The organism is Malaciobacter mytili LMG 24559 (genome assembly GCF_003346775.1).
In the GTDB taxonomy this organism is placed as follows: Bacteria; Campylobacterota; Campylobacteria; order Campylobacterales; family Arcobacteraceae; genus Malaciobacter; species Malaciobacter mytili.
Map to the genome: position 1 here is coordinate 1789476 of NZ_CP031219.1, position 24465 is coordinate 1813940.

The following is a 24465-nucleotide window of genomic DNA, read 5'->3' on the forward strand; positions in this document are numbered from 1 at the left end:
TACAATGTTTTGTATTTATGCAAGTATAACTTTATTTAAAGAATATATTTTAACTTCAAATACAAATATAGCCTCATAAGCTGTTATGAGGCTATAAAGAAGGAATAAATTTCTTTTTAAATAATTCTTTATCTTTTAAAAATAAATCTACACAACTTTCACAAATACAGCTTTTTTCTTTAAAAAAAGAGCTCAAAGAGATTAATTCTTTAGGAATATTTTTATTCTTGCACCAGCAGCTATTTATATTTAAACTATTACAGTTATTGTGTTTTTTACAAAAAGGACAAAACAATTTATCTTCTTTTAAATATCATATTTTTTAAACTTTTTTCTTCATTATTTGAAGGATAATTTTCTAAATTTGGTATTCTTTGTATAAATTCAAACTCTTTTGCAAATTCAGTAAAAATATTTTTAATAAAATTTGTATCTAATTCAGGGGCATTTAAAGCACTTAAAATTATAGAATCTTTAGTTGTTAATTCTTCTAATCTTTTTATAATTTTTTCATAATCTTTTGAAGCTGCAAAACTTCCCTTTTGAAAAGAAGGGGGATCTATTACAATAATATCATAAGGAGCATATTTTTTTATTCTACTCCATGATTTTAATATATTATAAGGCAAAAACTTAACTTTTTTGGTATCTAAATCATTTAGGTGATGGTTTATTCTTCCTATTGTTAAAGCATTTTTTGCCATATCTACATTTATAACCTCTTTTGCTCCACCTTTTATAGCACAAACACTAAAAGCACAAGTATAAGAAAATAGATTTAAAACTTTTTTATCTTTTGAATTATTTAAAATATATTCTCTTCCATTTTTCATATCAGCAAAAAAACCTATATTTTTATTATAGAAATTTATAGAATATTTTAAACCATTTTCAACTAAATAATTTTCTTGTTTTAACTTTCCTTTTAAAACCTCATTTTCACCATTATTTAAATATCTTCTTTGAAGAATTAAAACTTCAAAACCATATTTTTCATAAATTTCATCTAATAAAATAAGTAATTGCTCTTCTAAATTCTTTTGTATTTCTTCAAAAAACACAATAAATAAAATTTTATCAATTGAATCTACAGTTAAAAAATTAAATTTTTCATAAAAGTTACCTCTTCCATGGAAAACTCTTTTAAATTCATTTGTTTTATTTTCAAGATTTTTTTCTATAATTTCTTTTAGTTTTTCCATTTACTCTTCTTTAAAATTATATTTTTCTATTTTTATAATTTCATATTCAAAAATCTCTTCATTTATAGAAAATTCAACCTCTTGAAAAACTTTTTTTCCCATTAGTTCCCTTCCTAAAGGAGATTTATTTGAAATTTGATTTTTATTTGGATTTGTTTCATATGTTCCAACAATTATAAACTCTTTTTGCACTTGTGTATTTAAATCAACTAAAGTTACTTTTGAACCAAAATTTACCCTATCATGGGGAATTTCATCAATATTAACAACCTCACTATTTTGAATAATTTTATCTAAAAATCTTAATCGTTTATCTATATTTCTTATTTGTTCTTTTGCACTTATATATTCAGCATTTTCACTTCTATCACCAAATTGTGCAGCAATTTCTTTTTCTTTAACCCAAAAAGGTTTTTCAACTTTTAAAAGATGATTAAATTCATCTAAAAAATTTTTATATCCATATATCGTTATTAAATCTTTTTTCATTTTGCAATTGTATCAAATATGCATAAAAAATGGTTTTAATAACTTATGGTTAAGTTGTAAAAAGCTAAGATATTTACAAAAAAAGGTTTTAAATGTCTAATAATAGTAAAATAAATGAAATATATGAAAAAATAAAAGAACTTGAAGAAGATTTAAAAAAAGAGTATGAAAAAAATAAAGAAAATTTTCATTTTCAAAAAGCTTTTAATAAATTTCAATTTGATACTGAATATATAAAAGAATATAAAAGCAAAGTTATTAATTCATTTAAATATCTTTGGAAAGAAAGAATAAGTATTATTTTAACAATACCAATTATTTGGTCAGTTCTTATTCCTGCTTTTTTATTAGATATTTTTGTTAGTTTATATCAAGCAATTTGTTTTCCAATATATAAAATCCCAAAAGTAAAAAGAAAAGATTATATTATAATAGATAGATATAATTTATTTTATTTAAATAAAATACAACAAATAAACTGTTTATACTGTGAATATTTTAATGGTCTAATAGGATATGTAAGAGAAGTTGCAGGAAGAACAGAACAATATTGGTGTCCTATTAAACATGCAGAAAAAATGAAAGATACACACTCTAGATATAAAAACTTTTTTGATTATGGTGATGCAAAAGCTTATCAAGAAGAAGTAGATATTATTAGAGAAGATTTTAATGATTTAAAAAAGTAAAACAATGAATAAACTAAGATTTAATTTAGAAGATATTTCCCAAATTATAATAGGCTCTTTTGCTTTATGTGTTCCTATCTCTTTTTCACAAGAGGCTTGGGAGATTGCAAAAACTCTACCAAATTTAAATCTATTTTTATTGATATTATTAACTTTGTTTTTTTTAGGATTTTATTCTTATCAAAGTATTTTCCAAACAAATATAAAAAAAAGAATTCCTATTTTTATTTTTAGAATTTTTATAGCTTATTTTATAACTATTATTGTAGTGGGTTTAACTTTACTTGCATTGGATAAACTTCCACTTTTAACAGATGCCTATCTTGCTATTAAAAGAGTAATAATTATTTCAATGCCAGCTTCAATTGGAGCAATAATTGTGGATAGTTTGGATAAAGAGTAGAGATTTTTTCTCTACTTCATATCCTCAAGAGCATCATTTAAATTTTTATAAATAGTTATATTTTCAAAAACCTTTGTTTTATCAACCATTTTAATTTTATCAAGATGCCTTTGTTTTAAAACTAATGAAATCTCAATTTCCAAATCTTTTAATTTTAAAATTAATTCTTCTAAAGTAAAAATAGCCGAAATATCCATAAAAGGTACATGTGTACAGTTTATTATCATCTTTTTTGTATCAAGTAATTTATTTATTTCTTCTTCATAAAAAGAAGCCGAACCAAAGAAAAAAGCCCCATCTATATCTAAAACTCTAATATTTTCAAATATTAAATCACTATTTTCTTTCTTTGCTTGTGTAATAGTTAGTTTTGCTTCTTTTGAAATTCTATAAACAATTAAAATAGAAGCAAGAGTTATCCCCACTCCAACAGCCATAATTAAATCTACAAAAACTGTAAGTAAAAAAACAATAATCATTACAATAAGATCATTTTTAGGTGCATTTTTTATAACTCTTAAAAATTTATAATCTAAAATATCTATTCCAACTTTCATTAAAATCCCAGCAAGTACAGCTAAAGGAATTTGAGAAGCAATTGGTGCTAAAAAAAGTGCAATGATTAAAAGAGTTAAAGAGTGTATCATTCCTGAAAATTTTGTTTGTCCACCACTTTTAACATTTATTACTGTTCTCATAGTTGCTCCAGCCCCAGGAACTCCACCAACTAAAGCAACTAAACTATTACCAAGTCCTTGCCCAATTAATTCTTTATTTGAATTATGTTTTGTTTTAGTAATAGAATCAGCAACCAAAGAAGTAAGTAAAGTATCAATTGTTCCAAGTAAAGCTAAAGTAATAGCTAAAACTAAAATATCCCTACTTTTTTCAAATTCAAAAGAAGGAATACTAAAAGAAGGTAAAGAGCTAGGTATTTCTCCAATTGTACTAACATTAAAGTTTAGAACAACACTTAAAATAGTCATTAAAACCAAAGCTAATAAAGCAGGAGGAAAAACTCTTGCTATACTTTTTGGAGTAATAAACATTATTGTTAAAGTTAATGTAGATAAAATTAAAGCTTCAAAATTTAAATTACTTAAAGAAGAGGGGAACAAATATAAAGTATTTATTACTGAATTTTGAGACTCCAAGCCTATAAAAGGATTTAATTGTAAAATGATAATAATAATACCAATTCCACTCATAAAACCAGAAATTACAGGATAAGGAATATATTTTACATATTTTCCAACTTTTAATACTCCAAATAAAATTTGAAAAATACCTGCAAGTAAAACTACACTCATTACTGCATTTATATCATTTGAAAAAAGAGCAACAGCACTTGCAAAAACTATCGTCATAGGTCCTGTTGGTCCAGAAATTTGAGAAGGTGTACCTCCAAATAAAGAAGCAAAAAAACCTAAAATTATCGCACCATAAAGTCCAGCAACTGCCCCTGCACCACTTGCAACCCCAAAAGCTAAAGCTAAAGGCAAAGCTATAACTGCTGCTGTAATACCACCAAAGAAATCACCTTTAAAAGAAGACAAGACTATTCCTTTATATAATGTTTTTAAAAGCAATTAATAAGTAGAGCTTATCAATTTTTAGTTTTAGTCTACTCCTTTTTTCCTTATAAATATGTTTATTATTGTGGTTTATAGCTTTTTTTATAAATAAGTGATGCTTATATATTCTATTTTTATATTTAATCCAAAATCTATTTTTATCATAAAGAATAAAAAAAATTTCTTTATGTTTAAACTTTAGATATTTTTTCTTTTTTTTAAACTCAATAGTTACTTTATATAAATTTTTATCAATTTTTTTAATATTACTACTATTAAAAATATATTTACCATTGGCAAAACCTGCTATTTTATTTAGTTTTATATAACCATCAACTATATAAAAAGGATTATTAAAACTTTGTATTTGTTTATAAGTAAAAGAAGTAGAACTTTCACTAAAACCAAAAGTGAAAATAAAAATAAAAACTAAAAAGTATTTTTTCATTTAAAATCCTTTTTTATTTGATAGAATGATTTTTACTAAAAGAAGTGAAATAATTGTAAAAGCAACAAAAACTAAACAAAATATTTGTAAAATTATTTATAAAAGGATAAAAGATGAAAGAGTTTGATTTAATTATTATTGGAGCAGGAAGAGCAAGCAACCTTGCAGCAAAAGCTGGAAAACTTGGACTTAAAGTTGCACTTATTGAAAAATCTTCTTTAGGAGGAACTTGCCCAAATAGAGGTTGTGTTCCCTCAAAACTTCTAATTGGGTATGCAAATAAAATAAGAGAGATTAAAGAGTCTAAAACACATTTTATTAAATCAAAAATTGAACATATAGATATAGAAAAAATTTTTAAAGAAACAAATAAATATATAGACTCAATAGATGAAAATTATCAAAAAAAATTTAATGAAAATGTAATTATTTTTAGAGGTGAAGGAAAATTTATTGCAAATAAAATAGTTGAAGTAAATAATGAAAAATTAACAGCACCAACTATAATAATAGCCACAGGAACTAGACCTGCAAAAGTACCATATGAAAAAGCTTGGAGTAGTGATAATATTTTCCCTTTAAAAGATAAAATCCCAAATTCTATTACAATCGTGGGAGCTGGGTTTATCGCTTGTGAACTTACAAACTTTTTTGATGCGATTGGAATAAAAACAAAACAACTAGTAAGAAGCAATACTTTACTTTCAAATGAAGATGAAGAAATTTCTTCAATTTTTAAAGAAGAATATTGTAAAAATATTGATGTTGAATTTGAGACAAATATAAAAGAAGTAAAATACCAAAATGAAAAATTTTATATTACTTTAGAAAAAAATGATGGAACAATAAAAGAACATATAAGTGAAGCTTTACTTTATGCCACAGGAAGAGTATCAAATGCTGATAAGTTAGGCCTTGAAAATACAGATATTGAACTTAATAAAAAAGGTTTTATAAAAAGAGATGAGTTTTTTCAAACAAAAGTAAAAGGAGTATATGTAGTAGGAGATGCAAGTGGAGAGCATATGCTTCAACACGCAGCTGCCTATGAAATAAATCATTTAAGTAAAATACTTTTTGAAAATGAAAAAGAGCCTTTAAAATTTAAATATATGCCCCATGCAGTATTTTCATTTCCTGAAATTGCAAGTGTAGGTTTAACTGAGCAAAAAGCAAAAGAACTTAATATTAATTATATAACAACCACTACAAATTGGCTTGCAAGTGCAAAAGCACTATCTTTAAAAATAAAATATCCAAGAACAAAATTTATTTTAAATCCTAAAACTTATGAAATATTAGGGTGTCATTTAATAGGTTTTGAAAGTGCAACTATGATACATCAAGTTTTAGCAATTATGCATATAAACAATGATATTAGACATTTAAAAGAGATGTTATATATACATCCAGCTTTAAGTGAAGCACTACTGCCAGCAGCAGTTGAAGCAGTTGCAAAGATACAAGAGTATAAAAAGAGTCACAAGAAGTGACTCTTTAAGATTATTTAGCTAAATTTTCAGCTACAAAATCCCAATTTACTAATTTCCAGAAGTTTTCTAAATATGCAGGTCTTGCATTTCTACAGTCGATATAATATGCATGTTCCCAAACATCACATGTTAAAAGAGGAGTTAATTCTTCTGTAATTGGTGTTGCTGCATTTGATGTTGAAACAATTGATAATTTTCCAGCATTATCTTTTACTAACCACGCCCAACCTGAACCAAAGTGTCCAATTGCTTTATTTGTAAATTCAGTTTTAAAGTTCTCTACTGAACCAAAGTTTTCCACTAAAGCTGCTTCAACTTCACTTGAAATTTCAGTTTGTTTAGGAGATAAACTATTCCAGAAAAAATCATGGTTAAATACTTGTGCAGCATTGTTAAAAACTCCGCCTTCTGATTCTTTAATGATTTCAACTAATGATAGATTTTCAAATTTAGTACCTGCAATTAATTCATTTAATTTATTTACATATGTTTGATGATGTTTTCCATAGTGAAACTCTAAAGTCTCTTTTGACATTAAAGGTGCTAAAGCATCTAATTCATAAGGTAAAGTCATTAATACATGTTTCATAATTTATCCTTTTTTATAATAATTTTGTTTTTGTAAAGTAAGAATACTCCGATTTATTTAAAATATATATTATGGATACAAACTAATTTTTTATTTAAGACAAAATTTGTCTTATTTATAACTTTAAGTAACATTTTAAAACCAATATAAAGGATAATGTCTATTTTTACTAATATTATTATAAGTTACTCCCACAAGTATTAAAATAATTGCGCCCAAAGCTGTTGGAAAAATTAAATAATCCCAATTTGCTTGCATTATAAATACAATTAAAGGATTTGAACCAGCAGGAGGATGAACTGTTCTTGTTAATAACATTAAAGAACTAGCACTAGCAAGAGCTAAGGCCATACTCCACCAATAATCCCCAACCAAATGAAAAAATGCTAAACCAACAAAAGTAGAAATAAGATGCCCAAATAAGATATTTCTTGGTTGAGAAAAAGGACTTTTGGGAAAACCAAAAAGTAAAACACAAGTTGCTCCAAAAGAACCCATAACAAAAATATTATTATAACTATTTGTTAAATAACCAACTATTGCTATTGCAATAAAACCACCAAAAAATACAAAAAAAACTTCTAAATAAGAACTTTTTGCAGGTAAAGGTTCTCTTAAACCTTTTATTTTTTTTAAATAATTCATAGTTTTCCTTTTATTCAAACAAACGATTGTTTGGTAAATATATAAAAAAATTTTAAACTTTTTCTTTTAATTTTTTTCCAATTTCTAAATAGCTTGAAGTATTATCAGTTAAATTCATCATAATTATTGCACCTTGTAAAGCACAAATATATTCATAAGAAAAAAAATTTGCTTTATCTTTATCTAATTTTTCATTTAAAATTTGATAAATTGAATCTTGCCATTTTTTAAAATATAAAGTTATTATAGTTTTAAACTCACTATTTTGTCTTGAAACCTCTGAAGCTAAATTTCCAAGTAAACATCCACCTTCACTCTTTAAAAAATACTCATCTGTTTTTGTTACAATCTTTTCTAACTTCTCTTTTGTAGTTATATTCTCATCTTTTATTATAAAAATATTTTTTTCAAAAAACTCATCAATATATTTTAAAGCTTCAAGTCCAATCTCTTCTTTATTTTTAAAATGATGATAAATACTTCCTTTTATTAAACCACAGGCTTTTCCTATATCTGCCATTGAAGTATTGTAATAACCTTTAGTTTTAAAAAGTTTTATTGCTTCAAGAAGTATCTCTTCTTTACTAGTCTTTTTTATTGCCATATATTTTCCCAAACGATTGTTTGGTAAAATTTTATCTTATTTAAATTTTTTTGTCAAATAACTTTATAAAAAGATAAGTAAACTTTTATACAATAAGAAAAAAATAAAGGTTTCTAATGAATTTTGATAAGCTATATAAAGGAAAATTAGTAAAAAGATATAAAAGATTTTTAGCAGATATTATACTTGAAGATGGACAAGAAATAATTGCGCATGTACCAAACAGTGGTGCAATGACCTCTTGTATTGAGCCAAATTGTGATGTTTGGGTAAGTTTTCATAATATTGCTACTAGAAAATTAAAATATACTTTAGAACTTACACAAATAAAAGAAAATTTAATCTGCACAAATACTAATATTGCTAATAAAATTGCAATTGAAGCTATAAAAAACAATATCATAAAAGAGTTACAAGGTTATAAAAGTATAAAACCAGAACAAAAATATGGACAAAATAGTAGAATTGATATTTTATTAGAAAATGAAAATGAAAAATGTTATGTTGAAATAAAAAGTGTAAGTTTAAAAATTCAAAAAGATTTAGCTTTTCCTGATGCGGTAACATCAAGGGGAACTAAACATCTAAATGAACTAATACAGATGGTAAAAGATGGGCATAGAGCTGTAATGTTATATATAATTCAAAGAACTGATAAAGCAGACTTTAGAATTGCAAAGGAAATAGACCCAAAATATTATGATACTTTTAAAGAAGCAATAAAACAAGGAGTTGAAGTATTAGTTTATCAATCATATATTTCACACAAAGAGATTTATATAAGTAAAAGTATTAATTTTTAGATAAGTTATCCTTATAAAATAGTTTTAATTTTACATAAGTTATAATTATGAAAAATTTATAATTAGGATTTATAATGTTTGATAAAATTAGAAAATTTTGCAGACCATTTAGAATTGTATTAGGTTTAGCGCTTATTGCAATTGGATTTATTTTTGAAAATCCTTGGTTTTATCTTGGAATTATTCCATTGATTGTGGGAGTATTGGATTTTTGTCCTTTATGTACAATAACAAAAAAATGTTCAATAAAAAACTAAAGGGTATTTACTCTTTAGTTTTTTAAAGATAAAACTTTATAAATATTTCCATTATCCGTAGAAAAATATAAATCACCCTTACTATTTTGAACTAGGCTTCTAATCCTTTCTTTTAACTCTTTAAATACTCTTTTTTCTTCAATAATTTTAAAATCATTATCTATTTTTATAAGATTTAGATGAGTCATTATTAAGGCACTTGAAAAAAGGTATCCTTCAAACTCTTTAAATTTTTTACCATTATATACAAGTAAAGAACTAGGTGCAATAGAAGGAGTAAAAACTACTATTGGTTCTGCAACTCCTTCTTTTGAATTCCCCTCTCCTACTTGTATAGGTGCCCAATACTCTTTTCCATAAGATACAATTGGCCAGCCGTAATTACTTGCTTTTTTTATAATATTTATCTCATCTCCACCTTTTGGACCATGTTCATTTGAAAAAAGAACTTCTCTTTTTTTATCATAAAAAAGTCCTTGGGGATTTCTATGTCCATAACTATAAATCTCTGCTAGTGCATTTTTATTTTTAATAAATGGATTTGATAAAGGAATTGTTCCATCAAGATTTAATCTTAAAATTTTTCCAGAATGTGTTCTTAGATTTTGTGAATTATTTCTAATTCCCCTATCTCCAATGGAAAAATAAAGATAATTTTTATTATCAAAAGCTATTCTACTTCCAAAATGCCTAGTAGTAGAAGAATAAGAGTTTGTAACTAAAATATCTTTTAATTCCTGCAAACTATCATTTTCAAAAGTAGCTTTTGCCAATGTTGTAAGTCCAATATCTTTCTCATTTTTTACATAAGTAAAAAAAACTGTTTTATCTTTTTTAAAATTTGGAGAAACCTTTATATCCAAAAGTCCACCTTGTCCTTTTGTATATAAATTATTTAGTTGTTTTATAACTTTTAATTTTTTTGTATTTAAATCTAAAAGTGCAATTTGCCCACTTTTAAAACTTAAAATTAATTTTTTATCATCTAAAAAATCCATACCCCAAACAATTGATTTTGTATTAAGAACTTTTTCAACATTTGAAGCATTTAAAATAGTAAAAAAAATAAAACAGCCTATAAAAACTAATTTTTTCATCTTGTTACTTTACATTTTCTTTTTTTATTTTACAATTAAGTTATAAAAAATAGTTTAACAGTAATAAAATAAAATTTATATAAACATTTAGGATTAATTATAAATATTCTAACTTTTAAACATCTGTTTTTTTGTAAATTTTGTAGCTATTGCTTCGTAAGGATTATCTGGCCAATAATGTTTGGGATACTTTCCTTTTAGCTCTTTTTTTACTTCTTCATAAGAGTTTTTCCAAAAACTATTTAAATCATAAGTAAGTTGAATAGGTCTAAAAGCTGGAGATAAAAGCTCTATTTGCAAATCAACTTTTCCATTAAGTAGTTTTATGCACTCAAAAGTTCCAAAAAGTTCTTGTATTTTTACTGAAAGTTTTGGCTTTTCTTTTATAGAGTAATCAATTGGTATTTTAAAGCCATTTGAAGTTATAAAAAAAGCAGGTGCTAAATCATCTAATTTTTTTTGTTGTTCCCAAGTTAGAGTATTTAATAAAATATTATAAAGTTCAAACTTTTTAAAATCCTCTATATTTTTCATCTCTTGCATATAAATACCAAGCCAACTCTCAAGACTATTTAAAAGCTTTTCTTCTTCAAAAATATCAAAACCTAAACTATTATCATAAAAATTTATAAATTGAGCTCTTTGTTTTAAAGTAATAGCTTTTTTATCCCAATTTAAAAGCTCTAATCCCTCTTGTCTTAAAACTTCTAAATATAAATCTTGAAGATTTTCATTCTTATTTATTTGTGTTGGTTTTATACTAAGTTCTAAATTTAAAAACTCTTTTTTTATCCTTGCTAAAATCTTTTTATTTTCCTTATCATAAGAGATAACTCTATTTTCTTTAATATAAGAAGAAAAGTAAGTTTCTATTTGCTTATACTCTATTTTTATAGCTTCATTTATAAAAGAGTCTTGTTCTTTTGCACTAAGCTTTAATACAATCAAATACTCTTCATTAAACAAATAACTTTGTTTATTTAAAATAGCACCTTTATTATTGCTTAATTTATATTTTGTATTATCTTTTGCTCTTTGTTTTGCTAATCTATCAGGATAAGCAAATAAAGCTAAAACCCCTAAAAAATCATATGTAAACTTCTGTTTTTCTACTTTTTGAACTCTTTTTAGTTTTTCAAAATAAAACTGTGCTTCTTTTAAAAGCTCTTTTTCAAAACTACTTAACAAGCTTTTTTCATACAAAGTAATAAAACTACTTAAAATATCACTATTTAAGCTATTTGCACTTAATAAAGCTACTAAAAGGCAAGCTTCATAAGCAAAACCTAATTTATTTGCCTTTAATATCATATAAGCAAATCTTGGATGAATTCCTAAACTAATAGCTTTTTTCCCAAAATCTGTAATTTTAAAATTATTATCTATCATATTTAGTTCAACTAAAAGTTCTTTAGCATCTTCAATTAAATGTAAGCTTGGAGTATCAAGCCATCTTAAATCAGAAAAATCATCAACTCCCCAAGTGGCTAACTCTAAAATAACTTGAGTTAAATCTGCTCTTAAAATCTCAGGCTTTGTACTTTCTTGTAAGATTTTTTTATTATGCCACAGTCTATAACAAACTGCATTTTCTAATCGTCCAGCTCTTCCTGCTCTTTGAATTGCAGCTTGTTTTGAAATAAATACTACTTCTAAGTGATTTAAACCTGTATTACTATTATAAAAAGAAAGCTTTTCTAATCCAGTATCAATTACTACGGTAACTCCTTGTATAGTTAAGGAAGTTTGAGCCACATTTGTAGCTAAAATAACTTTTCTTTTATTTTGTTTTTCTATTGCTAAATCTTGTTTTTGTTTGCTTAGATTTGAATATAAAGGTAAAACTAAAACCTCATCATTTAAAGATAAACTATTTAAAATTTCATTAATCTCTTTTACTCCAGCTAAAAAAACTAAAATATCACCTTTATTTTCAACTAAAGCTTTTTTAATTGTTTTTATAACTAAACTATTAAAAGTTGCAATATCTACTTTAATATTATCTTCTAAATAGAGATTTTTTACCTCAAAACTTCTACCTTTAGAAGTAATTATAGGTGCATTATTTAAAAAAGAAGAAAGCTCTAAGCTATTTAAAGTAGCTGACATAATAAGTAGTTTTAAATCTGCTCTTAAAAACTCTTGCACTTGCAAAGAAAAAGCTAATGCCAAATCACTATTTATATTTCTTTCATGAAACTCATCAAAGATAATTAAAGCAATTTCCTCTAAAGCTTGGTCTTGTTGAATCATTCTAATTAAAACTGCTTCTGTTACAACTAAAATCTTTGTTTTTTTAGAATACATACTATCTAGTTTTACTTTATAACCAACAGTTTCTCCAACTTCTTCATTTAGCCCTTTTGCTAATTGTTTTGCAACAACTCTTGCAGCAACTCTTCTTGGTTCTAAAAGAATAATTTTTTTATCTTTTATATAACTTTCATTTAAAAGTTCTAAAGGTACTACTGTACTTTTCCCTGCACCTGTTGCAGCTTCTAATATAGCAATATTATTATTTTGTAATTTTAGTTTTAAATCTTGTATAACTTCATATATTGGTAACTTATTCATTGGTGTAATTATACTTTAAAAAACTTCACGATTAATTTATCTATATTTTTTATTTAGCTAATATTTCATTTTAATAAAAGGAGTAATATGGCTCAAGCAACTGCAAGACATATTTTAGTAAATACAGAAAAACTGGCAAGAAAGATAAAAAAAGAGATAAATAATAAAGAAATATCTTTTGAAAAAGCAGCAAAAAAGTTTTCTAAATGTCCTTCTGGAAAAAGAGGTGGAGAATTAGGAATGTTTAAAAAAGGTGATATGGTAAAAGAGTTTGATGAAATAGTATTCTCAAAACAGTTAAATATAATCCACGGACCAATTAAAACTCAATTTGGATTTCACCTAATAGAAATAACAGGAAGAATCTAAAGATTCTTCTTATTTAAATTTTAAACAATCTTCCTTTTCAACCGAATAGTTAAATAAAGGCCTATGATTTGTATCTGTATAGAAGTATTTTAAAACCACATTTTTATTTACGATCATATAATTTAATAACTCTGTATAACAAACCATTTTAGAATCTTGTTCAAATAAAGCTACTTTAAACTCTTCTTTTTTAGTATCCCAAATTTCTTTTAATCTAGGATGTTCTAAATTTAAAGTTTTATAATATTGCACACTCTTACCAAAAGCAATTGATTTTATAACTGTAGTTACTGCATCTAAAGTTATTGGTAAAGACTTTGAAGTTTCACTTGCAAGAAGTCTAGAAAACTCTTCAGCACTCATATTTTTTATTTGCTGCATTTGAATTTCATTATTATTGTTCATTCCCGCATTTAAAATAACTGCAAAAAATAGCAAACTGTAGATTAATTTTTTCATATTTTTCCTTTATATCATTTTCAAAGCCGATTCTTCTAAATCCATAGCTATTTTAGGAGTTATTAGATTTTCCCAATATGCTTTTCTTTCTTCTAATTCTTCTTGAAAATGCAACTGCATTCTTATATCAAAAAACTCATCATTCATAATTTTTTGTTGATAAACTTCAAATGTCTTTTCTGTTAAATCACTATTTTTTGTCATAAAATCTTTTAAAGAGTGTAGAAAAGCGTTTAATTTAATATTATCTTCAAATATCTCTTCAAACTCTTTTTCTTCATAAAAAGTATTTATTAGTTTTACAATAATATTTAAAATATTTTCAATATCAATATCTAATTGTAACTCTTGTAGTTTTAAAGCCATTTCATCTTTATCAAAACAACTATCTTTTACCAAAATACCTAAAGCTATCTGATAGTAAATTTGATATTTTGCGATTGATTCAACTAAATTAGTTTTTTTAAATTTTTGTTTTATTAGTTCATTTTTTTTCATAAAGATATTTTATTTAATAAAAGCTTAGTTTATCTACCACATTACTGTGGTACATAAACTAATACATCAGAAGATAAACTTTTCATAAGAAAAGATGTTTTAGAACCAAAAAAGAAAGAGTTTGCAGTTTTTACACCTCTTGAGCCTAAAACCACTAAATCACTATCTTCTTTATTTGCTAAATCTAATAATACTTCATTAAAAGACCCAGCCTCCTCTACTACTTCTATATGGGGAACTTTAACTTTTGTTTTAAAGTTTTCTATTTGTTCTTCTTTATGTTTTTTTGCTTCTTCTAAATATACATTATTATCAGCTTCTATATTATAATAAGTCAATGCAAAATCACTTATTTTTTTACTTACATGAATTAGTTTAAAATTTGCATCATCAAAAAACTCTTTTGAGAACTCTATACTTTTTTTAGATACTTTTGATAAATCTGTAAAAGCTAAGACACTTTTATACTCTTCCACATATAGATTTTTTACTATAAGTACAGGTAAGTTACTTTTTTGTGAAATATTATGAGCATTTGAACCTAATATTTTACTTTTTAAGTTCTCTTTTGAATATGCCCCTATTATTATAAGTATAGCTTTTAAATCTTTTGCCTCTTTTACAATAACTTTAGCAGGATCACCACTTTTTACAAAAATAGTACAATCAATATTTTGTTTATTTAATTTTTTTACATCTTCTTTTATTTTTTCTTTTGTTTTTTTAATAATTTCTTTTTTATCTTTTAATTTATCAAACCAAGGAATATCAATACAATGAATAATATTTAAATGCACTTTTTTTGATTTTGCTAGACAAAAAGCTCTTTTTAAAACCTCATTCGCCATTATAGAAGTATCAATTGCAACAACTATATTTTTTACTTTAGACATGTTTCCCTCCAAAAAATAATTATACAATTAAACTATATCATTTTAGTATAAATAGATTTTTAACAAGAAATAATTTTTATCAATAAAACTAATACTTTTGCTTTTTGTTGATTAATATCAATGAAATAAAATTTCTTTTTAAATATATTTACAAAAAAAGGAGTTATTATTACTTTTTCAATTATTCATCTTATTCATTTTTTTGCAGTATTTATTTATGGTGGTTTTTTATTTGTTGATAATCTATTTTTATCAAAGATTTCTCAAACTTTAAGTAAAGAAGAGAGTATAAAAGCAAGAGAAGCAATTATGTTTCATGTGAGAAAAGTAGTACCTTGGGCACTTATTGTTGCTGTTATTACAGGAATATATCTAATAATACAAGTTTTTGGACCTATTAAAGAAGAAGGCTTATCAAACTTTCAAATACTTCTTAGTATAAAGGCTTTTTTAGGCTTATGGCTAGGAATTAGAGGTTTTAATCAAAAGATTTTTAAAATAAATCCTTTTTTATTTAAAGGTCATATTTTTCCATTCGTTTGTGTTATTATCATTATTTTTATTTCACAAATTATGTATATTATATAAAAAAGAGAAACCTCTTTTTTATATTTTGCATTTTTTATAAGCTTGAAGTTTAAAAAGATTGTCTTTTTGTTTATAAACCTCATCTATTTTTGATTTTTCATCAGTATGGTTATCAATTGCAAACCATAAAGGTGGAAAGAGTACAGTAGAGATATAACCAATTGTTTGATCTTTTACTCTAGTAGATTTTATTTTAGAAATATTTGTTTCATTAATCTTATCTAATTGTTCTAACTGTACTTTTATCTCTTGACAATCTAATTGTAAAAGTTTAGAAGTAAAATCATCTTTTGATAATTTATTTTTACTATCTACTGAACTATAATCTTTTGGTAAAGAAGGAGCATTTTTTGCACATCCAGATAATAAAAGTATTATTATAAGTAAGCCTACTTTACTTAATAAATTTAATTGCTCTACCTTTTGCATTTAAGCTTCCCCAACTAAATAAAGATACTCCAACTGTACCATATCTTACAAATATTACCGCATCAGCACCAATTTTTGCAGCCTCTTCTTTTAATTTCTTATTTGCATCTTCTTGTGTAGGGTCTTTATGAAATAGTGTAGTTTTATTTACATCTACACTTAACTCAGCTAAAACATTATATTGTTTATCTGTGATATCCCCTTGTGTTAAAACGATGCTTTCTTGATTTGTTGCTTCTTTAACCTCTATATTTTTATTTAGTTGAACATTTGAACTTGACCAAGTTGAACAACCAGTAAATAAAAATAAAGCTAATACAACTCCAGCAAATAACTTAACTGTTTTCATAGAATCTCCTAATAATAATTTTATTAATTATTAAATAATACAATAATTATCTAAAAATTTAATTAAGGATTATATAATTTAGATATTTAATTTTGACTTTTATTTGACCTTTTTTAATTTTCTAACCACATTTTTATATATTTGCTTAAAAGTTCTGGCTCTTCTAAAGGAATATTATGACTATATCCTTCTCTATTAAATAGCTTTATATGAGGATGTTTTAATTCTTCTAATTTTTTAATTGAAGCATGATTTAATAACCTATCTTTTGTACTATAATAGTAGTAAATAGGAAATTCTAACTCTTTTAGTTCTTCATGCAAATCTTTTCTATAAAATGTACTTTTAAGTTGATATACATAGTTTTCTTCCCCTAAAGAGGTAAACATATCCACAATAGTATCAACTAGCTGTGTATCATTTTGATTTTTTTCTTCAAGTAAAGAAATAGCCTTTTCATAAGGTAAAGAAAAAAAACCTTTCTTTTCTATCTCTTTTAGTTTTATTTCTCTTCTTACTATTTCAATAGGATGACTTGCACTAGGACTTCCAGCTAAATTAAAAACTCTTTTTATTCTATGGGGATTTTTAATTGCATAATAAGTAGCAATATAACTTCCTAAAGAAAATCCTAAAAGATTTACTTTTTCTTCTTTAAAATATTTTTCAATAATAAGGTTTATCTCTTCAAAATCATAGCTTTTAGGAAGTGGTATATGGATTAATTCATAACTATCTTCTAAATAAGGTTTTAATCTTTCCCATAATCTTTCATCTGTCATAAGTCCAGGTAGTAAATAAATCTTTTCTTTTTTCATTTTATATATTAATATATCCTTCTAAATATTGTACAGCTTTACCTAAAAGTAATACTCTATGCTTTTGAATTTTACAAATTAGAACTCCAGTTCTTTTTGAAGCTTGAAGAGCAATTAAAGTATCTTTATTTAATCTCTCTTGCCAAAAAGGAGCAAGTCCTGTATGAATAGAACCTGTAACTGGATCTTCTTCACCTCCATTTGCAGGCCAAAAATATCTTGAAATAAAATCATACTCTTTATTTTGTGCTTTTGCAGTAACTACCACATCATAAGGAACAAGTTTTTCTAACTCTTCTTTTAAATAACTTACTTCTAATACTTCATTTTCATTTTCATATATGGCAAAATAAGCTTGATTATTTAAATATACTTCTTTTGGTTTAATAGATAAACCATTTAAAAGTTCTTTTGGTATTAACTCTAATTTTGAAGGCTTTCTATTTGGAAAGTTCATTTGAATATAATCATCTTTTTCTAAAGTTACTTCAAATTCACCTATTGCTTTTGCATAAAACTTTAAAGAATTTAATTGTTTATTTTCATTAAATAAAATAAAAGCACTTGCTAAAGTTGCATGACCACAAAAGTCTATTTCAGTTATAGGAGAAAACCATCTTATATTAAAAACTCTATTTTCATCTTCTACTAAAAAAGCAGTTTCTGATAAGTTGTTTTCTATTGCAATATTTTGCATTGTTTCTTCACTTAACCACTCTTTTAAAATTATTACTGCTGCTTGATTTCCTTTAAAAAGTTCATTAGTAAAAGCATCAACAATATTAATTTTTAATTTCATTTATTCTTCCTTGTTTTTAAACCCTTCAGTAGCTATTATTTCAAGATATAAAGTTTCTGCTTTTTGTATAGAAGCTTCATCTATGGCTTTAGTAATCTCAGAATATGCAATTGTTTTTGGTTCTTCATTATTTATTGAACTTTTACATTCAAACTTCCAAAAATCTGCTTCTTGGGGTAAAGCTTTTTTCTTTTCTCTTTTAATATATTTTCTAACTTCATGTTTTATTGCTTCAATAATTCTATCAGGATGTCTTTTCCCATCTTCTAATTTAAATGTTTTTTTCAATATTTCCTCTTTCTAATAATTTAATCTTTGAAAGTTTACCCAAATTTTACTGCTTTTAAAAACAGGCTTTATTGAACTTTTGATAAAATTGCAAAAAAAAGGAATTTTTTGAATAAACCTAAAAATCTTTTCATCTTAACTTTTATTGCAATTTTTACAATATATCTATATATTTTTGGTCAAATAAAAACACTTGAATTAATAAAAGAACAATATCTTTTTATCTTAGTTCTTTTTTCACTTACTATTCTTTTAATATATTTTAAAATTAAACTAAAAGGCTATGAGATTGTAAATTTTAATGCAAATAATCAACTTTCATTAAAATCAGCAATACTATTTTTTCTTCTTTTTCAAGTAATTGATTATTATAATGAAGAGGGTTTTATAGGGATGATTTCACAGTGGTTTTTATATTGGATTATGGGAGTTATTGCCCTACTTTTGATGGAAAATATAAATTATTATAAAAACTATAAAATAAGGCAAAGATTAAAATAATATTTTTACTTCTTTATATGTGGTTGGCTACTTAAAAATCTATCTATATTTTCATCTTTTAGTCTATCAAAAATCAACTCTAAGTGAACTAAGACTCTATTAATATCTTTTTCACTTTCATCTAATTCATTAAAAATCTTTTTTATATTTAAAATATAAATATCTTTACTTAATTCATAAGCATTTTCTGTCCATTCAGAAACTATTATATTTGCACCTCTTTTTTCAATATCTTTAATTAATTTTTCTTTATTAATTTTTATCATATAAATCCTTATTTTAATTTATTAAGTTTATCGATAAAAAGTCACAGTTTATGTCACAAGAAAAAATAGAAAATAAAAGTAAAGTTTATTAAAAGATTTTTTTAGTAAGGGTTTACCCAGTCAAAAAAGACTGAGTAAATTATATAAAGTTAATAATAACTTTCTTATTCCCATTCAATAGTTGCAGGTGGTTTAGATGAAATATCATATACAACTCTATTAATTCCATCTACTTCATTGATAATTCTTCTTGAAATTGTTTCTAAAATATCATGAGGAATATGTGCAAATGTTGCTGTCATACCATCAGTTGCTTCTACAATTCTAACGCAAACTGTATTATCATAAGTTCTATTATCTCCCATAACTCCTACAGATTTTACATTTAATAATACTGTAAAAGCTTGCCAAGTTTTATCATAATATCCAGTAGCATGTAATACATCAAGCATAATAGTATCAGCTTTTCTTAGTATTTCTAAATCAGCTTTATTTACATCTCCCATAATTCTAATAGCAAGTCCAGGACCAGGGAAAGGATGTCTTCCAATCATATCTTTTGGAAGTCCAAGTTCTAAACCTAAAATTCTAACTTCATCTTTAAAGATTTCTCTTAGAGGCTCAATTAATTCAAAAGTCATCCAATCTGGCAATCCACCAACATTGTGATGTGATTTAATAGTTTTTGAAGGTCCTTTTACAGATACTGATTCAATAACATCAGTATATAAAGTACCTTGTGCTAAAAACTCAATACCATCGTGTTTTTTAGCTTCAATATCAAATACTTCAATAAAAGTTTCACCAATAATTTTTCTTTTTGTTTCAGGATCAGTTACACCTTCTAATTTTTTTAAGAAGATTTCAGAAGCATCAACAGTAATTAAATTAACACCTCTACTTTTAAACATAGCTTCAACTTGTTCTCTTTCATTTGCTCTTAATAATCCATGATCAACAAAAACAGGAATTAACTGATCACCAATTGCTTCTGCTAAAAGTGTAGCTACAACAGAAGAATCTACTCCTCCTGATACTCCACATAATACTTTTTTATTTCCTACTTTTTCTTGGATTTTTTTAATTTGCTCTTTTGCAAATGATCCCATATTCCAAGTTGATTCACAACCACAAATATATTTTGCAAAGTTTTTAAGTAATTTAGAACCTTGCTCTGAATGGTAAACTTCTGGGTGAAATTGGAAAGCATAAATTCTTTTTTCCATATTTGCAATAGCTGCATATGGAGAGTTCTCACTTGTTGCTATTTTTTCAAAACCTTCTGGGATATTTTCTACTCTATCACCATGAGACATCCATACAATTTGACCATCAGTTGTATCTTTAAAGATATCACTTTCTTTTTCAAAAGATAATTTTGCTTTACCATATTCATGGTGATCAGCTGGAATTACACTTCCACCAAAGTGTTGAGAGATAAGTTGCATACCATAGCAGATACCTAAAATTGGAAGACCTAATTGAAAGATTTCTTCATCTGGATGATAAGAATCTTTTGCATACACTGAAGCTGGTCCACCAGAAAGAATAATACCTTTAGGAGTTCTAGCCTTAATATCTTCAATTTTTTCATTATATGGAACTATTTCACTATATACACCTGACTCTCTTAGTTTTCTTGCAATAATTTGAGTATACTGACTACCAAAATCTAATACAACAATTGGTACATGTTTCATATATTATTTTCCTTAGTTTTTTCACGTTAGAAGTGATTAGATATTTTAATTTAATAAAATATAATATCTAAAAAGTGGTAAAAATTTAGTTAAGTAAATAGTAAAGTGTTAAGAATTTTCTTTTTCTTGAAGATTAGACTTTCCACAATTTGGGCATGGATTACCTATATTAGAATAACACGCATAACAAAATCTAGCATCACAATTTTCGCAAGTGTGTTTACAGTGTTTGCAAACAAAAACTCTTTCTCTTTTTATTTTTCTTTTTTTCTTTTTAAAAATCCAGCTAAACATTAAAATCCTTTATAACAATAAATTTATTTTAGTAGAAAAAAAAGAAAAAAGATTAGATATAAATCAAGTTTTAAAAGTTTTTAAAAAGAATAAAAAAAGGCTACCCAAAGGTAGCCTTTTTAAAGTCACAAATTATGAACCATAATGGCTAATTTGTAATACTTCATATTGGATATACCAAATTGAAATTGATACAATATATCCAATTAAAATTGTCCATGCATATTTCATATGAGAGTTAAATGTATATATACCATGTAATTTACCCATTACTCCAACACCTGCTGCACTACCAAAAGAGATTAACGATCCCCCAACCCCTGCAGTAAGCGTTACAAGCATCCATTGGTCTAATCCCATTTGAGGATTAGCTTTTAAAACAGCAGACATAACAGGAACATTATCAACAATCGCAGATAAGAATCCTACTCCAATATTTGACCAAGTAGGTCCTAATACATCTGGACTATATACATGAGAAGCTAATGCTAACCATCCAATAAAATATAATCCTCCAACTGCTGCTAAAATACCAAAGAAGAACATTAGTGTGTTGTTTTCAATTTTTGCCATTGAATGAAAGATATTAAAGTGTTCTTTACCATGTCTTCTATTAAGTCCATAAGAGTAAACTTTTAGTAAAGATAAACCAAACATCATACCCCACATAGCAGGTAAATGTAAAACTTGATGAGACATTACAGCACAAAAGATTGTAAATACTCCAAGTCCCATTACAACTTTTGCACCTTCAGCCATAACTGGAACTTCTTCTTTTGAAGCATCAAATTCAGGTTTTTCAGTAGGAACAAATTTTGATAATAAAAATGCAGTAATTAAATATCCACCAATTGCAGCTGGGAATAAATATAAGAAGTCTGTAAATACTCCCTTACCTGCTGTCCATGCCATAAGTGTAGTAATATCACCAAATGGAGACCAAGCACCACCAGCATTTGCAGCAACAACAATATTAATTGCACCTGGAACTAAAAAGTCTTTTCTTTTCTTTTCAATAGTAATTAAAACTGTTGATAAAATAAGTGCAGTTGTTAAGTTGTCAGCAATTGGAGATAAAAAGAAAGCAATAAAACCAGTTACCCAGAATAATTTTCTATACGAATATCCTTTAGTTACTAAATTGTACTTTAATTTATCAAATACATTCATATGAATTAAAGATTCAATATATGTCATAGCAACAAATAAGAAGAAGAAAATTTCAGCAATTTCTAAAATTAAATGTTGTGCTTGAACATGAACTAAATCCATATCTAAATCGTTTATTGCATAATATAAAGCAATTAAAATAAAGATAAATGTTCCAATAAATAAAGCAGGTTTAGCCTTATCAATCTCATACTTTTCCTCTGCTGCAACAAAATAATATCCAATCACAAATATTATTAATGATGCAAACCCAATCCATGTCATCGTTAAATCTGGAATCTCTGAAGTAGCTGAACCACCTGATGCAAACGCAGCTACAGAACACAGAAGAAATGACAATAAAACTTTAAACATTAACTCTCCTTGATGTTTTACTTAACTAAATATAATTTAGTTTTTAATGTTTGTAATTAAATTTTGCCGTAAACAGCCTTAAAAATAACAAATATTCTTAGGGCTATTTACGGCTTTTTTCGTAATTTATAATATAATATAATTTTATAGTTAAGCCTCATTTCTAATTAAGAAATGTGCTCCCAAAGATTCTTTTCTATTTATTGCTGCTTCTAGTATAGCTTTTGCTGTTAAAAGTCTTAAATATAAAAGTCTTCCAACTTCTTGCTGTAAATACTCTTCTATTGTTTTTAAAGATTGTTTTAATTTATCTTCTTCTCTAACTATTGCAGCAGTATCCCACATTATTCTTCTTAGATTATCCTTTATAGGTTTATCTATTTCTTGATTTCTTATATAGGATTTTATCTTGTTCGTATAATTTTCATGTGATATTTTAAAATTATTTTGCAGTGAATGTTCAACTGCTAATTTAGAGAAAACAACACCTTCTAATAAAGAATTAGAAGCTAATCTATTTGCACCATGTACACCTGTACAAGCAGCTTCACCAATAGCATATAAGTTTTTCATACCTAAAACTTTTCCATCTGTATCAGTTGGAATTCCACCCATTGTATAGTGAAAAGCAGGTGAAATAGGAACTCTTTCAAAAGGTAATTCAAAACCTAAATCTTTTAAATTAGCATAAATATTAGGAAATCTTTTTTTGAAGAAATTTTTTTCAAAACTTTCAAAAGATAAAAATATACCTTTTTTATGTTTTTTTGCATAATCAAAGATAGCACGACTTACAACATCTCTAGGAGCTAATTCCCCATCTTTATGATAATCAAATAAAAATCTTTTATTATCTTCATCAACAATATAAGCACCCTCTCCTCTTAAAGCTTCACTCAAAAGAGGTTTTCTAGCAAAATGAGTACCTTTTACAACAGTAGGATGAAATTGAAGCATTTCCATATCTTTTAATTTGATACCTTTTTCAATACAAATACCTTGAACTTCACCAGCAATTGCAGTTGAATTTGTATGATATTTATATAAAGAACCAACTCCACCACTTGCTATAATAGTATTATGTGCATAGACAGTTTTTTGTTTTGTTTCACTAGTAAAAAATTGAGCTCCATAACAAATTCCATCTTTTATTAAAAGGTCTGAAACCACAGCTTCTGTTAGCATTTCATGAGGGAATTGTTCTATTAAAAACATATGTATCATTCGACCTGTTGCATCACCATCAGCATGCAAAATCCTACTTCTAGAGTGTGCAGCTTCTTTTGTAAAAGCTAAATTGCCTTTGGCATTTAAATCGAATTTTAAACCTGCTTGAATTAAATCATGAATAGAACTTAAAGAGTTTTTACTTAGTATTTCAACAGCTTTTTTATCATTATAATCAACACCAGCTGTCATTGTATCTTGTATATGAACTGCAATATCTTCTTCATCAACTGCAGTTGCTATACCACCTTGAGCCCAAAAAGTATTGCACTCCCAAGGTGATTTTTTGCATAAAAGCAAAACTTTTTTATCTTTTGGGAGTAGCCTTGCTGCATTTAATCCAGCAACACCCGAACCAATAATCAAATAATCATATACTTGCATTATTTGCTTGCTTCTTTTTTACTATCTACATAAACTGGATCAGCTTTATATCCACATCCACTTAAAAATAATAGAAAACCTGCTATAATTGCAATATGAAAAATATGTCTACAATTCTTAATCATCTTAAACAACATCCTGATTTTAGGAAAATTAATACTAATGAAAAAATTCAAAGGTTTATAAATATATTACCTATGAAATTGAAAAAA

32 protein-coding genes are annotated in these 24465 nt (G+C 25.6%); 8 read left to right on the top strand and 24 right to left on the bottom strand.

The annotated features are described in order from the left end of the window. Positions 1 to 91: 91 nt before the first annotated feature. The 3 genes from AMYT_RS15250 to AMYT_RS08795 are packed head-to-tail and all read right to left on the bottom strand — an operon-like array spanning position 92 to position 1691. Complete coding sequence (locus AMYT_RS15250) at positions 92 to 295, bottom strand: cysteine-rich CWC family protein (protein ID WP_114842174.1); 204 nt, start codon at positions 293 to 295, stop codon at positions 92 to 94. A 1-nt stretch (position 296) separates the two neighbouring features. Then, positions 297 to 1202, bottom strand: coding sequence for a class I SAM-dependent methyltransferase (locus AMYT_RS08790; protein ID WP_114842175.1), 906 nt, complete (start codon positions 1200 to 1202; stop codon positions 297 to 299). After that, positions 1203 to 1691 (bottom strand): GreA/GreB family elongation factor, encoded by a 489-nt coding sequence (locus AMYT_RS08795; RefSeq protein WP_114842176.1) that lies wholly within the window; start codon positions 1689 to 1691, stop codon positions 1203 to 1205. A gap of 92 nt (positions 1692 to 1783) precedes the next feature. On the opposite strand from AMYT_RS08795, the gene AMYT_RS08800 reads away from it, so the two are divergent. Beyond that, a complete protein-coding gene (locus tag AMYT_RS08800) occupies positions 1784 to 2380 on the top strand; it encodes a hypothetical protein (RefSeq protein WP_114842177.1) in 597 nt (198 codons plus the stop codon). 4 nt (positions 2381 to 2384) lie between these two features. Further along, positions 2385 to 2783, top strand: coding sequence for a DUF2391 family protein (locus tag AMYT_RS08805; RefSeq protein ID WP_114842178.1), 399 nt, complete (start codon positions 2385 to 2387; stop codon positions 2781 to 2783). 11 nt (positions 2784 to 2794) lie between these two features. Here the strand turns inward: AMYT_RS08805 and AMYT_RS08810 are convergent, their stop codons facing one another. Both AMYT_RS08810 and AMYT_RS08815 read right to left on the bottom strand, forming a co-directional pair. Continuing rightward, positions 2795 to 4339 carry a SulP family inorganic anion transporter gene (locus AMYT_RS08810; protein WP_114842179.1) on the bottom strand — a complete coding sequence of 515 codons (1545 nt, stop codon included), beginning with the start codon at positions 4337 to 4339 and terminating at the stop codon, positions 2795 to 2797. Between the two features lie 10 nt (positions 4340 to 4349). Beyond that, a complete protein-coding gene (locus AMYT_RS08815; RefSeq protein WP_114842180.1) occupies positions 4350 to 4805 on the bottom strand; it encodes a hypothetical protein in 456 nt (151 codons plus the stop codon). A 113-nt stretch (positions 4806 to 4918) separates the two neighbouring features. Here AMYT_RS08815 and AMYT_RS08820 point away from each other — a divergent pair, with 113 nt between their 5' ends. Further along, positions 4919 to 6298, top strand: a complete 1380-nt coding sequence (locus AMYT_RS08820; protein ID WP_114842181.1) for a dihydrolipoyl dehydrogenase family protein — start codon at positions 4919 to 4921, stop codon at positions 6296 to 6298. Positions 6299 to 6308: 10 nt separating this feature from the next. Here the strand turns inward: AMYT_RS08820 and AMYT_RS08825 are convergent, their stop codons facing one another. The 3 genes from AMYT_RS08825 to AMYT_RS08835 form a co-directional block, all read right to left on the bottom strand. Then, positions 6309 to 6887 (bottom strand): superoxide dismutase, encoded by a 579-nt coding sequence (locus AMYT_RS08825; protein WP_114842182.1) that lies wholly within the window; start codon positions 6885 to 6887, stop codon positions 6309 to 6311. A gap of 135 nt (positions 6888 to 7022) precedes the next feature. After that, complete coding sequence (locus AMYT_RS08830) at positions 7023 to 7532, bottom strand: HPP family protein (protein ID WP_114842183.1); 510 nt, start codon at positions 7530 to 7532, stop codon at positions 7023 to 7025. Between the two features lie 52 nt (positions 7533 to 7584). Continuing rightward, complete coding sequence (locus AMYT_RS08835) at positions 7585 to 8136, bottom strand: TetR/AcrR family transcriptional regulator (protein ID WP_114842184.1); 552 nt, start codon at positions 8134 to 8136, stop codon at positions 7585 to 7587. A gap of 116 nt (positions 8137 to 8252) precedes the next feature. Between AMYT_RS08835 and sfsA the strand changes: the two genes are divergently transcribed. Continuing rightward, positions 8253 to 8939 carry a DNA/RNA nuclease SfsA gene (sfsA, locus tag AMYT_RS08840; RefSeq protein WP_114842185.1) on the top strand — a complete coding sequence of 229 codons (687 nt, stop codon included), beginning with the start codon at positions 8253 to 8255 and terminating at the stop codon, positions 8937 to 8939. Between the two features lie 74 nt (positions 8940 to 9013). Further along, positions 9014 to 9196 (top strand): YgaP family membrane protein, encoded by a 183-nt coding sequence (locus AMYT_RS08845; protein WP_114842186.1) that lies wholly within the window; start codon positions 9014 to 9016, stop codon positions 9194 to 9196. Between the two features lie 14 nt (positions 9197 to 9210). On the opposite strand, the gene AMYT_RS08850 is transcribed toward AMYT_RS08845, so the two are convergent. Next, the gene (locus AMYT_RS08850; protein WP_114842187.1) at positions 9211 to 10293 is read right to left on the bottom strand and encodes a PQQ-dependent sugar dehydrogenase; all 1083 of its coding nucleotides are present in this window, start codon (positions 10291 to 10293) and stop codon (positions 9211 to 9213) included. 108 nt (positions 10294 to 10401) lie between these two features. Beyond that, complete coding sequence (gene hrpB, locus AMYT_RS08855) at positions 10402 to 12867, bottom strand: ATP-dependent helicase HrpB (protein WP_114842188.1); 2466 nt, start codon at positions 12865 to 12867, stop codon at positions 10402 to 10404. 60 nt (positions 12868 to 12927) lie between these two features. Between hrpB and AMYT_RS08860 the strand changes: the two genes are divergently transcribed. Next, positions 12928 to 13236 (top strand): peptidylprolyl isomerase, encoded by a 309-nt coding sequence (locus AMYT_RS08860; RefSeq protein ID WP_265936034.1) that lies wholly within the window; start codon positions 12928 to 12930, stop codon positions 13234 to 13236. 9 nt (positions 13237 to 13245) lie between these two features. Here AMYT_RS08860 and AMYT_RS08865 read toward each other — a convergent pair whose 3' ends face one another. Genes AMYT_RS08865 through AMYT_RS08875 form a run of 3 tightly spaced genes read right to left on the bottom strand, consistent with a single transcriptional unit; the run spans position 13246 to position 15086 of the window. Continuing rightward, complete coding sequence (locus tag AMYT_RS08865; RefSeq protein ID WP_114842190.1) at positions 13246 to 13695, bottom strand: hypothetical protein; 450 nt, start codon at positions 13693 to 13695, stop codon at positions 13246 to 13248. Positions 13696 to 13704: 9 nt separating this feature from the next. Next, complete coding sequence (locus AMYT_RS08870; protein WP_114842191.1) at positions 13705 to 14193, bottom strand: hypothetical protein; 489 nt, start codon at positions 14191 to 14193, stop codon at positions 13705 to 13707. A gap of 41 nt (positions 14194 to 14234) precedes the next feature. Then, positions 14235 to 15086, bottom strand: a complete 852-nt coding sequence (locus AMYT_RS08875) for a universal stress protein (protein ID WP_114842192.1) — start codon at positions 15084 to 15086, stop codon at positions 14235 to 14237. A 309-nt stretch (positions 15087 to 15395) separates the two neighbouring features. Between AMYT_RS08875 and AMYT_RS08880 the strand changes: the two genes are divergently transcribed. Then, positions 15396 to 15674: a hypothetical protein gene (locus AMYT_RS08880; RefSeq protein ID WP_228197852.1), complete on the top strand. Its 279-nt coding sequence runs from the start codon at positions 15396 to 15398 to the stop codon at positions 15672 to 15674. An 18-nt stretch (positions 15675 to 15692) separates the two neighbouring features. Here the strand turns inward: AMYT_RS08880 and AMYT_RS08885 are convergent, their stop codons facing one another. The 5 genes from AMYT_RS08885 to AMYT_RS08905 all read right to left on the bottom strand — a co-directional run bounded on the left by AMYT_RS08885 (position 15693) and on the right by AMYT_RS08905 (position 18357). Next, positions 15693 to 16103: a hypothetical protein gene (locus AMYT_RS08885; RefSeq protein WP_114842194.1), complete on the bottom strand. Its 411-nt coding sequence runs from the start codon at positions 16101 to 16103 to the stop codon at positions 15693 to 15695. Next, on the bottom strand, positions 16069 to 16452 hold the full coding sequence (locus AMYT_RS08890; protein WP_114842195.1) for a hypothetical protein: 384 nt from the start codon (positions 16450 to 16452) through the stop codon (positions 16069 to 16071). The genes AMYT_RS08885 and AMYT_RS08890 overlap by 35 nt, the downstream gene beginning before the upstream one ends. Positions 16453 to 16565: 113 nt before the next feature. Then, positions 16566 to 17270, bottom strand: a complete 705-nt coding sequence (locus AMYT_RS08895) for an alpha/beta fold hydrolase (protein ID WP_114842196.1) — start codon at positions 17268 to 17270, stop codon at positions 16566 to 16568. A gap of 1 nt (position 17271) precedes the next feature. Next, positions 17272 to 18069, bottom strand: a complete 798-nt coding sequence (locus tag AMYT_RS08900) for a PhzF family phenazine biosynthesis protein (RefSeq protein ID WP_114842197.1) — start codon at positions 18067 to 18069, stop codon at positions 17272 to 17274. Beyond that, positions 18070 to 18357, bottom strand: coding sequence for a DUF6172 family protein (locus tag AMYT_RS08905; protein WP_114842198.1), 288 nt, complete (start codon positions 18355 to 18357; stop codon positions 18070 to 18072). It lies immediately after the preceding gene. Positions 18358 to 18465: 108 nt separating this feature from the next. Here AMYT_RS08905 and AMYT_RS08910 point away from each other — a divergent pair, with 108 nt between their 5' ends. Next, positions 18466 to 18858, top strand: a complete 393-nt coding sequence (locus AMYT_RS08910; RefSeq protein ID WP_114842199.1) for a hypothetical protein — start codon at positions 18466 to 18468, stop codon at positions 18856 to 18858. Positions 18859 to 18863: 5 nt separating this feature from the next. Here the strand turns inward: AMYT_RS08910 and AMYT_RS08915 are convergent, their stop codons facing one another. The 6 genes from AMYT_RS08915 to AMYT_RS15145 form a co-directional block, all read right to left on the bottom strand. Further along, the gene (locus AMYT_RS08915) at positions 18864 to 19124 is read right to left on the bottom strand and encodes a hypothetical protein (RefSeq protein WP_114842200.1); all 261 of its coding nucleotides are present in this window, start codon (positions 19122 to 19124) and stop codon (positions 18864 to 18866) included. Between the two features lie 164 nt (positions 19125 to 19288). Continuing rightward, a complete protein-coding gene (gene guaA, locus AMYT_RS08920; protein ID WP_114842201.1) occupies positions 19289 to 20824 on the bottom strand; it encodes a glutamine-hydrolyzing GMP synthase in 1536 nt (511 codons plus the stop codon). A gap of 108 nt (positions 20825 to 20932) precedes the next feature. Beyond that, positions 20933 to 21118, bottom strand: coding sequence for a hypothetical protein (locus AMYT_RS08925; protein ID WP_114842202.1), 186 nt, complete (start codon positions 21116 to 21118; stop codon positions 20933 to 20935). 132 nt (positions 21119 to 21250) lie between these two features. Beyond that, entirely contained in the window at positions 21251 to 22642 is a 1392-nt protein-coding gene (gene nhaD / locus AMYT_RS08930; RefSeq protein ID WP_114842203.1) for a sodium:proton antiporter NhaD, read from the bottom strand. A 150-nt stretch (positions 22643 to 22792) separates the two neighbouring features. Next, positions 22793 to 24253, bottom strand: a complete 1461-nt coding sequence (gene nadB, locus AMYT_RS08935) for an L-aspartate oxidase (RefSeq protein ID WP_114842204.1) — start codon at positions 24251 to 24253, stop codon at positions 22793 to 22795. Further along, positions 24253 to 24378 carry a hypothetical protein gene (locus tag AMYT_RS15145; protein WP_265936021.1) on the bottom strand — a complete coding sequence of 42 codons (126 nt, stop codon included), beginning with the start codon at positions 24376 to 24378 and terminating at the stop codon, positions 24253 to 24255. The genes nadB and AMYT_RS15145 overlap by 1 nt, the downstream gene beginning before the upstream one ends. Between the last annotated feature and the right edge of the window lie 87 nt (positions 24379 to 24465).

Excerpts from the sequence above, each read along its gene's own strand:
- AMYT_RS08915 (WP_114842200.1), bottom strand. The coding sequence starts at position 19,124 with ATGATAAAAATTAATAAAGAAAAATTAATTAAAGATATTGAAAAAAGA.
- AMYT_RS08890 (WP_114842195.1), bottom strand. The coding sequence starts at position 16,452 with ATGAAAACAGTTAAGTTATTTGCTGGAGTTGTATTAGCTTTATTTTTA.
- AMYT_RS08795 (WP_114842176.1), bottom strand. The coding sequence starts at position 1,691 with ATGAAAAAAGATTTAATAACGATATATGGATATAAAAATTTTTTAGAT.
- AMYT_RS08885 (WP_114842194.1), bottom strand. The coding sequence starts at position 16,103 with ATGCAAAAGGTAGAGCAATTAAATTTATTAAGTAAAGTAGGCTTACTT.
- AMYT_RS08875 (WP_114842192.1), bottom strand. The coding sequence starts at position 15,086 with ATGTCTAAAGTAAAAAATATAGTTGTTGCAATTGATACTTCTATAATG.
- AMYT_RS08835 (WP_114842184.1), bottom strand. The coding sequence starts at position 8,136 with ATGGCAATAAAAAAGACTAGTAAAGAAGAGATACTTCTTGAAGCAATA.
- AMYT_RS08790 (WP_114842175.1), bottom strand. The coding sequence starts at position 1,202 with ATGGAAAAACTAAAAGAAATTATAGAAAAAAATCTTGAAAATAAAACA.
- nhaD (WP_114842203.1), bottom strand. The coding sequence starts at position 22,642 with ATGTTTAAAGTTTTATTGTCATTTCTTCTGTGTTCTGTAGCTGCGTTT.
- AMYT_RS08865 (WP_114842190.1), bottom strand. The coding sequence starts at position 13,695 with ATGAAAAAATTAATCTACAGTTTGCTATTTTTTGCAGTTATTTTAAAT.
- AMYT_RS08850 (WP_114842187.1), bottom strand. The coding sequence starts at position 10,293 with ATGAAAAAATTAGTTTTTATAGGCTGTTTTATTTTTTTTACTATTTTA.
- nadB (WP_114842204.1), bottom strand. The coding sequence starts at position 24,253 with ATGCAAGTATATGATTATTTGATTATTGGTTCGGGTGTTGCTGGATTA.
- AMYT_RS08830 (WP_114842183.1), bottom strand. The coding sequence starts at position 7,532 with ATGAATTATTTAAAAAAAATAAAAGGTTTAAGAGAACCTTTACCTGCA.
- AMYT_RS08925 (WP_114842202.1), bottom strand. The coding sequence starts at position 21,118 with ATGTTTAGCTGGATTTTTAAAAAGAAAAAAAGAAAAATAAAAAGAGAA.
- guaA (WP_114842201.1), bottom strand. The coding sequence starts at position 20,824 with ATGAAACATGTACCAATTGTTGTATTAGATTTTGGTAGTCAGTATACT.
- AMYT_RS08820 (WP_114842181.1), top strand. The coding sequence starts at position 4,919 with ATGAAAGAGTTTGATTTAATTATTATTGGAGCAGGAAGAGCAAGCAAC.
- AMYT_RS08815 (WP_114842180.1), bottom strand. The coding sequence starts at position 4,805 with ATGAAAAAATACTTTTTAGTTTTTATTTTTATTTTCACTTTTGGTTTT.
- AMYT_RS15145 (WP_265936021.1), bottom strand. The coding sequence starts at position 24,378 with ATGATTAAGAATTGTAGACATATTTTTCATATTGCAATTATAGCAGGT.
- AMYT_RS08870 (WP_114842191.1), bottom strand. The coding sequence starts at position 14,193 with ATGAAAAAAAATGAACTAATAAAACAAAAATTTAAAAAAACTAATTTA.
- AMYT_RS08880 (WP_228197852.1), top strand. The coding sequence starts at position 15,396 with ATGTTTCATGTGAGAAAAGTAGTACCTTGGGCACTTATTGTTGCTGTT.
- AMYT_RS08805 (WP_114842178.1), top strand. The coding sequence starts at position 2,385 with ATGAATAAACTAAGATTTAATTTAGAAGATATTTCCCAAATTATAATA.
- AMYT_RS08825 (WP_114842182.1), bottom strand. The coding sequence starts at position 6,887 with ATGAAACATGTATTAATGACTTTACCTTATGAATTAGATGCTTTAGCA.
- AMYT_RS08800 (WP_114842177.1), top strand. The coding sequence starts at position 1,784 with ATGTCTAATAATAGTAAAATAAATGAAATATATGAAAAAATAAAAGAA.
- hrpB (WP_114842188.1), bottom strand. The coding sequence starts at position 12,867 with ATGAATAAGTTACCAATATATGAAGTTATACAAGATTTAAAACTAAAA.
- AMYT_RS08895 (WP_114842196.1), bottom strand. The coding sequence starts at position 17,270 with ATGAAAAAAGAAAAGATTTATTTACTACCTGGACTTATGACAGATGAA.
- AMYT_RS08845 (WP_114842186.1), top strand. The coding sequence starts at position 9,014 with ATGTTTGATAAAATTAGAAAATTTTGCAGACCATTTAGAATTGTATTA.
- sfsA (WP_114842185.1), top strand. The coding sequence starts at position 8,253 with ATGAATTTTGATAAGCTATATAAAGGAAAATTAGTAAAAAGATATAAA.
- AMYT_RS08900 (WP_114842197.1), bottom strand. The coding sequence starts at position 18,069 with ATGAAATTAAAAATTAATATTGTTGATGCTTTTACTAATGAACTTTTT.